Raw genomic sequence first — 10,679 nt, forward strand, 5'->3', positions numbered from 1 at the left:
CTTGGCCCAGAAGCATCGGGCTTACTCAAACTTTGAACAGGTGCCCCCCAAGCCGGTCACAATAGTGCAGGTGTTGTAAACCAGCATGCCCTGATAGCTGCCTGCGGGAGTGCCCTTTTCCCCGATGCCGTCGGCAATCAGCACATCCTCTGAAATATTCACGCCCGCCTCATTGGCGACGGTGCGCAGCACCTTGTCGTTGGCGGTTAGCTCCGCAAACAAAATGGGGACACCGATCGCCTGAATCCTCTCGGATAGGGATTTAACCTTGGCTGCTGTGGGTTGTTGCTCCGTTGAGACTCCCAACAGGGTATCTTCCACCGTCAGGCCATAGGCTCTGGCGTAATAGCTCATGGCATCGTGGGTGGTGATCAGACGGCGCTGATTCTTTGGAATGGTGGCAATTTGTTTGGGAATCCAGGCATCTAAGCGCTCCAACTTACTGGTGAGGGCATCAGCATTACTGGCGTAGGTATCGGCATTGTCGGGGTCGATTTTAATCAGGGTTTGCTCGATTTGCTCTACCATGCGGATGCCGTTTTCAACGTCATGCCAAATGTGGGGATCGGGTTCCACTTCCCCTTCTTCCTCCACTTCAATAATGTCCTGGACGGCTTCTTCGTGTACCGCAACTTTGGGGGCTGAGGTGGTGCTTGCTTCCGCCATCTCAATAATCGACGGCTCAAAGTTCATCCCAGCGTAGAAGACGGCATCCGCCACCTCGATCGCCCGTCGGTCAGACGGCCTAGCTTCATAGGTGTGCGGGTCTTGTTCATAGTCGATCAGGCAGTTGGGTTCCAACACCCCCGCCGCAATTTGCTCCACCATGCTGCAGAGAACGCTGTAGGAGGCGACTACCTCCGGAGTCCCGCCATCTGCCTGGGCGACTTCATCGGCATCTCTCCCTTCCCTCTGGGTGGAGATCGTCTCGGCAGTGCCACCACCAGCCGCCAAGCCAACCACAACTGCTAAAGCCGCAAAAGTGCCTGCAAAACGAGGCTTTGACTGAAATAAAAAACCCATTTAAGTCTCCTGAATAAGTATATATACTATATAGTATTATAGTCGAGAAAAAATATCATTAAGTTCAGAACATGACCGTGGCAAACAAACCCAGTCTGCATCTGTAATAGAAGGTTGTCGCAACTGAGCAGACTGAAAAATTCAGTGGCTCCCCTTGGCAAATCTCCAGAAGTCTTATATAGCAGCATCATGACCCTAAACGACAACTGTTAATTCCCCTCAACTGGGAAATTGTTAAAATTTGATATATATTTGCAATAGTATACCATCATCATATTTTATGATATAAACATCATATTTTTTTCATTTTCTATTCACTTTTTTCTAGAGGCAGACTATGCTGATCGTTCAAGATTTGTCCGTGAAGTATCGCAGTTTCACGGCGCTCAATAATGTGAGTTTTACCTTTGACGCTGGCGAGTCAGTGGGGGTCATTGGCCCAAACGGGGCGGGTAAAAGCACGATGGTCAAAGCCATGCTGGGGCTGATTCAGTCGGCTACGGGTACCGCCCTGCTGAAAGGGAAACCTCTGACACCGCAGCTTTCCCAGGTTGCCTACGTGCCCCAACGATCGCAAATTGATTGGGACTATCCCGTCACTGTCTGGAATGTTGCTATGATGGGCCGTACCCTGCAAACCAGGCTGTTTCGTCGGCACAGTCCCCAATCTCGCGAGCTGGTGAAGGCGGCGTTACAACGGGTGGGGATGTATGAGTACCGCGATCGCAGCATCAGCGACCTATCCGGCGGGCAGCAGCAGCGGGTCTTTTTAGCCCGCGCCCTGGCAAAAGAAGCTGAACTCCTGATTCTGGATGAACCCTTCACTGGAGTGGATAAGAAAACGGAATCCATTATGTTCGACATTTTTAACGAGCTGAAAGCCCAGGCCAAAATCTTGCTCATCATCACCCATGACCTCGGCGAAACCCTGGATAATTACGATCAACTGTTATTGCTGAACAAGCACGTTGTCGCCAAAGGCCCGCGCCACGAAGTTATGACAGAAGATAACCTGCTGACCGCCTACGAAGGGCCGGTACTATTCGCCGCTGCCTAATCTCTACACCATCGGAATTAATCAATCAAAAGGAGAATTTCTTGAACGTACTACTTGAACCCCTCAACTTTGAATTCATGCGCAATGCTCTGATTATGGGAGTTTTGCTGGGCATTTTGTGCGCTGTCGTGGGCAGCTACATGATCGTGCAGCAGATGAGCATGATGGGGGACATGATTGCTCACTCTGTCATGGCCGGGTTGCCGGTGGCCGTGTTTCTGAGGTTTCCCCTGTCGGTGGGGGCGCTGGTGGCGGGGGTGGTGAGTGCCGTCGTGCTGTCGGGCATTGAGTCGCAATCCCGGCTCAAGGTGGATGCCGTAATGGCATTGATCTTTTCATCGTTTTTAGCGATTGGCACAACACTGGTAACGGTGTTGCCAGGAGCCAACCGTATCGATGTGGTTCACATTTTGTTTGGCAACATCCTGGGGGTTACCCAGAGCGATCTAAAGCTGACCTTCGGCATCACGTTAATCATTGTGATCGGCGTCTGGCTGTTTTACAAAGAGCTGTTGTTTTACACCTTTGACCCCATTGGGGCTCAGGCCGATGGCATGAGGGTGCGCTGGTATTACCTCGGCATAGTCACCGCCATTAGCCTGACGGTGGTTGCCAGTCTGCAAACCGTAGGAGTTTTACTGCTAATGGGCATGCTGGTGGCACCTGGAATGACGGCTTATCTGCTGGTCAGAGAGCTGCACCAGATGATGATTTTGGGCGGCTGTCTGGGGGCATTTTCCAGTATTGCCGGGATGTATTTGAGCTACTACCTGGATATTCCTTCGGGGTCTGCCATCGTTCTAGTAGCTTTTGGGCTTTTTCTGCTGGCGTTCCTGTTCAGTCCATCCCAGGGAATTTTGACGCAATCCGGCAAAGAATAACATTAGATAGGCTGCGCTCAATCTCCATGAAATCCATGACTAACCAAACTCAAATTAAATAATAAACAAAAAACGGGCGATGGCTCAACACGCAGGTTATAGTAGATGGTGCTACAATTGGGGTAAAAGGTTTATGGAATGCAGCTTACACAGATGGTTATAAGCCCAACCCCTCCTTTCCTTTCCTTGGGAATGCTACGCAAAGGTCATGCTGCGCAAACGTAGACTCAGAGAGGTTTTTACTAATCATACCAAACCCCTCCCCTCTACATTGGCGATCGCCAAACGGCTTTATTGCCGATCATTCTGAGTTATCTAATTCAAATCTTAATCCTTTTAGAAATCAAAGCTTATGAGTGTAACCAATGATTATGAGCCAAAGATGGAGATATTGGGAATGTCTGCACATCAGGGGAGATGGTTGCTCATTCCTTTAGGGATGACAATCCTACTCTGCTTGGGAAGTGTCTATTCCTGGAGCATTTTTAGAACCCCTTTAGAAAATGAGTTGGGAATTAGTGCCAGTCAAAGCCTATTGCCCTATACATTTGTTTTGGTTTTCTATGCTGCATTTATGCCGATCGCGGGGGTTTACATTCCTCGTATTGGAACCCGTCTGACAACGGCGATCGGGGGGATGATCGTCGGCTTAGGCTATATTCTTTCCAGCTTTGCCAACCATATTGGCATACTCATCTTCACCTATGGGATTATTGCTGGAACCGGAGTGGGTATTGTCTATGGTGTGCCTATGGTTGTCGTATCTCGCTGGTTTCCAGATAATAAAGGGTTGGCTTTGGGATCAACCATTGTTGGCTTTGGACTTTCACCCCTGATCACCGCTCCCTTAGCGAACCAATTAATCAGTGCCTATAGTGTTCGACCTACTTTACGCATTCTCGGTATCGCCTTTACAGCTATTATTCTAGCTATTTCCCTGACGATGAAGTTGCCTCCTAAAGACTGGCATCCTCAGCAGAATACCGGTGCTTCAACATCAAACTCAGGCCAGAGGCTACTCTCAAGCTATCCTGGGAACTTGTTTAAGAGTCGATCCTTTTATGGGTTGTGGGTTTGCTATGCTATTGGAACCCTAGTAGGTTTGAGTGCAATTGGCATTTCTAGTCCAGTTGGGGAGGAAATAATAGATATTAATCCAACGGTAGCTGCTAGTAGTGTGGCCTTATTTGCTCTGTTCAATGGGGTCAGTCGTCCGTTGTTTGGTTGGTTGAGCGATCGCTTCAAACCTCACTATATTGCCACCTTGTCTTATGTGCTGATCTTAATCGCCTGTATATTAATGGCTAATGCTCAAACGGGACAAGTGGGGACCTATCTGATTGCTTTCTGCCTGTTTTGGTTCTGTCTTGGGGGGTGGCTGGCTATGGCTCCAACTATTACATTGTGCTTTTTTAATCCTGACAACTATGCTCAAAACTACGGCATTGTTTTCACAGCTTATGGCGTTGGTGCTTTGATTGGCACACTATTAACAGGCCGGATCAGAGATTTATTTGGAAGCTATAATTACGTCTTTTATCTGATGGCGTTTTTAGCCATACTCGGTATCGTCATAGCCCAGGTGCTGCTGAAACGGGAAAGAGTGACAGAAATATAGCGATCGCCGATTTTGTAGGATGCGATATCGATATTCTCTTTGGAAGAAAGGCGGGGGGGGGAGATTAATTTTTAGTTTGTTTTATTCACGGCGCTTTCATGTCTCATTTTAAAATGCTATAGAAACAGGAATTACGCAAAATAAGCAGATGACTGATGCCGCCAGGTAAATACCACCAAGCCTCTATATCTATATATATAGTACCTTTGCGTAAGTCCCGATCATTGCTCCAATATGTTGCAATTTTCCAGAATTGTCATCGTTAATTTCTACTTTTTTCTTACTGCCTTTTTTGATTTGTAAAAGTACGGGATGATTAGGGCATTCCGTCCTTAAAGCACGCGCTTGCCCGATGCAATGGCAGGGAAGGGAAACGAGAGAGCTTACACTATAGCACCAGCAAGCGTGTGGGAGTATGTCACTTAAAACACAAACTGAGTCCGGAATGTAGTAATCCAAATAGTATCATTAACATCATCGTGATTAGGATTAGTAATCACAAATAAACCAGGAGTCAAAGAGATATTATCATTGACCTGAAAACGATAAATTGCCTCTATATGTATAGATGTATCATCATCCTTCAATGAATCATCATCACCACCATCAGTCACAATAGGAGGCACGCCAACCATTAAACCACCAAGATTTCCCTCTCTAAACAAGTCTGGGAAAGCAAAATACAACATTCCATTAATAATAGTAACATCATCATCATCACCACCATTGCTAGTTTCTGGTCGTGCCCAGGTTGAACCAAACCAACCTCCCACTTCAAACTTTTCATTCACCTTCCAGTTAGCTTGAAACCCAACGTTATCAGCAGTTGTCGGCACACCATCAAAGGGGTCTTGAGCTTTGAAACTACCAGTACCATTAGTAATATCAACCCCATCCTTACCCCAATACTTACGCACATAACCCAAGGTAAATGCCAAGCTATCGTTAGGTTCAATTACAACTTGACCTAATGCACTGTAAGCACCATTGAATGCACCGGCACTCTCAGCAGGATTTGCTGGATCGTCTGCTAAATAGGCCACATTGACCTGAAACTTATCATTAAATGCGTAACTAAAGCCAACACCTGCATTAGCAGGACCTCGGAAACTGGTAGGGTTGCGTCTTCCAAACCTAGAAATGGTCCCATTTCCTTCGTCTGCAAAGGGTGACAACACTGCAGAAACGTCATCTAGGTCAACTCCAATGGGGCCAATAAGAGCTTGGGCACGTTCTCCAATGGGAAACTGATAGAACATCAGGTCAATACCAACATCATTATTACCATCACCTTCATCAATAGCGGCAAGAGTCATTAAGGTATTGGTGAGATCTGGTTCGCTCAACTCATTAAGATTATTAGCTTGTAGACGAGTGAAGAGCAAATCTTCTCCAGTAAAGCTAGTCTCAAAGTTTAACCTGACGCGATAAGAAAAAGTAGTCTCAGTTTTGTCATTGCTAGAAGGTTCTCCACGGGCTGCTGCTCTTTCCCCAAAGGTATCATTTAACCAAAACAAAACTTCTCCGTTGAGTTTGGTAGTTGTGGAAAATTGGTTGTTTTCTAATTCTGCTGTGCGTGCTTCCAAAGAGTCTACACGACCCCGCAATGCTGCTAGTTCGGCTGCAAATTCTTCTTGTAAGCGTTGTAATATTGCTAGGTCTTCCCTAGTAGCTAGGTTACTGGTTGCTGCAGCAATTAATTCTGTAATTCTGTCTAGACAGGCATTTAAACCTGCTGCAAATTCAAAGCGAGTCATGGCGCGGTTGCCTTTGAAGGTGCCGTCTGGATAACCAGCTATACAACCATAACGTTCTACTAATGACTGCAATGCTTGAAATGCCCAGTCTGTGGGTTGTACGTCTGATAATTGGGAGACAGATGTTACTTGATCTATTGCCTCTTCTGCTTCTAGCTCAGATACACTGGGCATTTCTAATGAGGGGTCATCCATTGGTAGGGGACGAAAGTCCCCGGCCATTTGTACTGGGGGAGTAGCCTGAGCAGCATTGGCTATAAATAATGTGGCACTAAGAATACTGGGGCTATATTTTCTGGCTTTCTTAAGAATTTTTTTCATTAATTTCTAATTAAGACCTATTAATTGTTCGTAGTATACCCTACTAATTTAAGGATAAAAAGCAAATCTTATCCAAGCTGATTGCGAAACTATTGTTGGATAAGGATATAAGCGAGGATGAAAAATTGACTTATTTTTCAACTAACGAATCTCAAAACATTTATTTAAGAGGCTGTTTGTCAAGTTGTCTTAAGTAGGAGCGATAGAACTCCTTTCCCCTCTTTTAAAGAATTTAATCCCATTCCAAATCAACAAACTGTGGATAAAAGTTAGAGCGATCGCCCAGACTATATTCTTGAGAAAAATTCTCCCTAAAATAGCTACTGTTAAACCATGTCCGTCTCCCACCATTAAGGTAGCAGTCAGTAATATTATTCCTTCAAACAAGACATATCCTATAACTAAACTAGCAGTCAACCATAAATAATACCTCCAGATTTTCTGCTCAATAAATTTAGGCTTTAGAGTAGCTAGAATTGTTACTAATAATGTTCCCAAACCCATCACAACTCCCCAAGTAAAAGATTCTAAAGTCTGGGGATATTGACGAAGAGTAAAACCATAAAATTGATTAACTAACCAAATTATTATTGAGGAAATTATCGCCTGTTTTCTATTAAGTGTCACCCCACTAATAGCAGCAAAACCTACTAAGGGAACGTGAGGATAAATAATACTACTAGCACTGCCAATAGTAATTAACAAAAATTGCCACAGACGAGAATGAGAGATTGCTTTTTCAGCATGACTCCAAACATTATAATTTTCCGGCGAATCAACTGTAATTTTATTCTTCATAAATTTTGATTCCTACCATTTTTCCAAAAGTTAGTTTGGTATAGATGATCTCTCAAAAAACCTTTCAACAATTAATAATTGACAATATGGTTTGCCTTTGACCATTCCCATCCAATTTTTATAACAAGGTTAATTATAGACCAATTTTTCCACCTACCACCTATAACCTTCTTCAACATTAATATTTTTTAAGATTTACCCACCCACTACTTAGGATACAAATTTTCAGATAACTTCACCCCTCCTAATAAATGCTCGTTAACAATACGTCCAGCCACATCAGGAGTAACGCGAGTGTACCAAGTTCTGTCTCCAGAATAAAAGACCACCGGACCCATTTTGCAAACTTCCAAACAGCCAGAAGTAATCACATCTACATCTAATTCTGATGCCTTTACCGCAGTTTGTAAAGCATCAAAAATTGGCTGCCACTTCCGAGAAGGATAACAACGACTCGACCGACAAACAGATAAATAAGGTCGTTTTAAAGGATTACTATTGAAAGGAATTGGACGAGTTCCTAAAACATAAATTTCTCGTAACTCCTCATAAAGTGCAAGTTTGGAAAACTCGGCTTTTTTCTCCGGCAAATAATCCTCATCTTCCCCTAAAAATGGATTCGGCAAAAATATCGTCATTAACTTTTCTGCCGCCCCATTCCAAAACTCAATTCCCCAACTTTTTGCCACTCCTTCAGGGTTTAAACGACGATACAATGCTGCCCGACTTAAAAGACGTTTTTCTCTTAATTCTATTGGTGTCGTACAGTGAGGTCCTCCTAAATTTTTTTCTAAGCATAAATGAAGATGCCAAGCGGGAGTTGCTACGGTCAAATAACCATCATAAATTAAGCAAAGTTTTGGAGGTTCAGTGAATTCTAATTCTAGTACCCCACCTTCAACAACATGACCTATTTGAACTTGCTGCCACTGTTGCTGAATTAATGTATACAATAGAGGGCCAGTAACATCTATTGTAGTAGGAAAATCTTCATATTCTATCGTTCCACCTTTAGGATTTTTTTCTGATACCGTGCGTTTTAATGGTGTCACCCATTGATTAAACTCACTCATTTTAGTTCCCTGGATTTAAAGTTTGTTTATCAACAAAATACCTCAAAAGTAGGGGTTTGGTCTCCAAACCCTTGCAAAAAACCAGCTATATTTTAGTCAATACTATTTAATTATACTTGTTGATTCTTCCCTACTCCCTATTCCCCTCCACTGAATTAAATAACATTAATTATACCGATCGCTTCTAAATCAAAATCACCAGAAGTCGCAACTGAAGATGATGCCTTCGGTTGCTTCAAGCACTGTGGCCTATTTAGGAATTAGAAGAAAATAAAACCGGATAAAATTAATTACCCTTAAGAGGTTTATGTGGCAGAAACCAACATTTCCCGGTCTTATTTAATTTCCGTTCCTTACCTGAAAATTGCTGTAATTAATTCACAACTTGACAATATTCTTCATACACGCCATCAAGTAGTAAATTTAAGGCGTCTACTGCTGTTGCTGCTGCTGTTAATGCTTCTTGTTTTTGAGCATCAGTTTCACAGAGTTTTACTAATGCTTCTCGCGTAACTTGGCTGTGAATTTCATCGGCTTTTTCATGTACTTTAAAAAATGCCAAGGCTGCTTCAGAATTAATGCCGTAAAATTCTTTCAAACCAGCAATTTTAGTAGTAGCTACTTCGGGAATTTGGGATTCATAAGCATAGAGAGCAGCTAAACCTTTTGCTGGATTTTCACTGCGGGATAACTGTTGCAAAAGCTTCACAGATTCCTGAGTTTTTGCTAGGTGTTCCCGCTCTTTAACTGCTTCTCTTTTTACACCCAAACCTTCTGCAAAACGCAACCATAATTCTGGGTGATTTGCCACTCCCATTTCTTCTTCTATGAGGTTTTCTAGGAGTATTTTTCTGATTTCTAAGTCGTCACAAGCTGCGTGAGTAGCACTAACATAAGTAGGGAAATAATGAACTTGTAGATAATATTCTTGAGCGTATTCTTGCAACATTTCTAAAGATAATTTTCCTTCATTCCACATTTGATAGAATTGGTGCTTAAGTAAATGTTGTTTTTCAATAATTTCGTCTAATTGAACAAGAAACTCTTGAACGGTCATTTTTGTATTTTTAATTAACATTATTGTTCGCCAATTTCAGAATATTTACATATACTATCATAGTTTTTTTTATTGTCAAGATGTGAATAGATTTTATCGAAATCAACTGTTAATAAAGAATAATTTATTCAACAAAACATTTTTATTAATGGTATAAATAGAAAAGTAAATAACTTGTAAGCATTCAGCATTCAGCTTTTGCCAGAATAAATTAACTACTAAGGTTAGCTGAAGACATTTTTTTTATAAGTTTTAATTATCCTTGGATACTAATTGCTCTTTTGAGTTGATAATGAGCTAATAATTCATAGCTAAAGCTCTGAAACGCTGACGGATTAACCCTTACAATAACTTTTTTTTATTAAAATAAAGATATAATAAATTACCAAATTTTAAATATGATGATTATTTTGATATTCAGAGGAATATTGAGATGAAAATTCATCCCAACTTTTGATCACTTGCTGATAACAATCAGGCGGACTAATCGGTAAATTAGTAAGATAAAATAAAGTAACATGACTGCCAGATTCTAACATAAAAACTACATCTTTTTCAGGGTTATAATTCTCTACTGCTTCTAAAATATGAGCATTCATAAAGTGTGTTTTAAGGAGGACAGTATCGGGTGCTTTTAACCAGGCATTGAGAAAAGGTGCAAGATGATTACGAAGGACAAAATGTACTTGAAATGTTTCTCCAGTTGCACCAATAATAGGTGAATTTGTACTGCAAATAATTAGACCCCGTTGGCCACTTAAATAACCTTGCCAAGCATTATATCCTATAGAGATTAAATTAGTAGCAATAAACTCTTGCTGCCAATTATCTAAATAATTTTCTTGCTCCATTTGATTCGATAACTTATATAATTAAACTACTTGGAAAAAATTTAGGTGTTGCTGAATAGAAGTATGAATGTGCGATTGTTTGGTTCTGGTCAAGCCCCCGCGCATCCCCCATCCTTCAAAAGCGTAGCATCCTCTGGCATCCCCCTTTCCAAGGGGGACGGGAGGGGGATTAAGGGGAACTTTTAGAGTTCCCCCCAAAATTGGGGGGCTAGGGGGGCAAAATCATACCCAGAATCAGCAACG

The 10,679-nt window shown here is 42.3% G+C and carries 9 protein-coding genes; 3 read left to right on the plus strand and 6 right to left on the minus strand.

What is annotated here, in order from left to right:
- Positions 1-21: 21 nt before the first annotated feature.
- Entirely contained in the window at positions 22-1,023 is a 1,002-nt protein-coding gene (locus AC3DU7_RS14185) for a metal ABC transporter solute-binding protein, Zn/Mn family (RefSeq protein ID WP_488039984.1), read from the minus strand.
- A gap of 337 nt (positions 1,024-1,360) precedes the next feature.
- On the opposite strand from AC3DU7_RS14185, the gene AC3DU7_RS14190 reads away from it, so the two are divergent.
- The 3 genes from AC3DU7_RS14190 to AC3DU7_RS14200 all read left to right on the plus strand — a co-directional run bounded on the left by AC3DU7_RS14190 (position 1,361) and on the right by AC3DU7_RS14200 (position 4,579).
- Complete coding sequence (locus AC3DU7_RS14190) at positions 1,361-2,080, plus strand: metal ABC transporter ATP-binding protein (RefSeq protein ID WP_488039985.1); 720 nt, start codon at positions 1,361-1,363, stop codon at positions 2,078-2,080.
- Between the two features lie 41 nt (positions 2,081-2,121).
- Positions 2,122-2,961: a metal ABC transporter permease gene (locus AC3DU7_RS14195; RefSeq protein WP_488039986.1), complete on the plus strand. Its 840-nt coding sequence runs from the start codon at positions 2,122-2,124 to the stop codon at positions 2,959-2,961.
- Between the two features lie 352 nt (positions 2,962-3,313).
- Positions 3,314-4,579, plus strand: a complete 1,266-nt coding sequence (locus AC3DU7_RS14200) for an L-lactate MFS transporter (RefSeq protein ID WP_488039987.1) — start codon at positions 3,314-3,316, stop codon at positions 4,577-4,579.
- 422 nt (positions 4,580-5,001) lie between these two features.
- Here the strand turns inward: AC3DU7_RS14200 and AC3DU7_RS14205 are convergent, their stop codons facing one another.
- The 5 genes from AC3DU7_RS14205 to AC3DU7_RS14225 form a co-directional block, all read right to left on the minus strand.
- On the minus strand, positions 5,002-6,657 hold the full coding sequence (locus AC3DU7_RS14205; protein WP_488039988.1) for an iron uptake porin: 1,656 nt from the start codon (positions 6,655-6,657) through the stop codon (positions 5,002-5,004).
- A 189-nt stretch (positions 6,658-6,846) separates the two neighbouring features.
- Complete coding sequence (locus AC3DU7_RS14210; protein WP_488039989.1) at positions 6,847-7,455, minus strand: hypothetical protein; 609 nt, start codon at positions 7,453-7,455, stop codon at positions 6,847-6,849.
- A gap of 206 nt (positions 7,456-7,661) precedes the next feature.
- Entirely contained in the window at positions 7,662-8,528 is an 867-nt protein-coding gene (locus tag AC3DU7_RS14215) for a (2Fe-2S) ferredoxin domain-containing protein (RefSeq protein WP_488039990.1), read from the minus strand.
- 373 nt (positions 8,529-8,901) lie between these two features.
- Positions 8,902-9,606, minus strand: coding sequence for a CADD family putative folate metabolism protein (locus AC3DU7_RS14220; RefSeq protein WP_488039991.1), 705 nt, complete (start codon positions 9,604-9,606; stop codon positions 8,902-8,904).
- 371 nt (positions 9,607-9,977) lie between these two features.
- Positions 9,978-10,436 (minus strand): hypothetical protein, encoded by a 459-nt coding sequence (locus tag AC3DU7_RS14225; protein ID WP_488039992.1) that lies wholly within the window; start codon positions 10,434-10,436, stop codon positions 9,978-9,980.
- Positions 10,437-10,679: the final 243 nt, after the last annotated feature.

The organism is Okeania sp., from assembly GCF_983059655.1.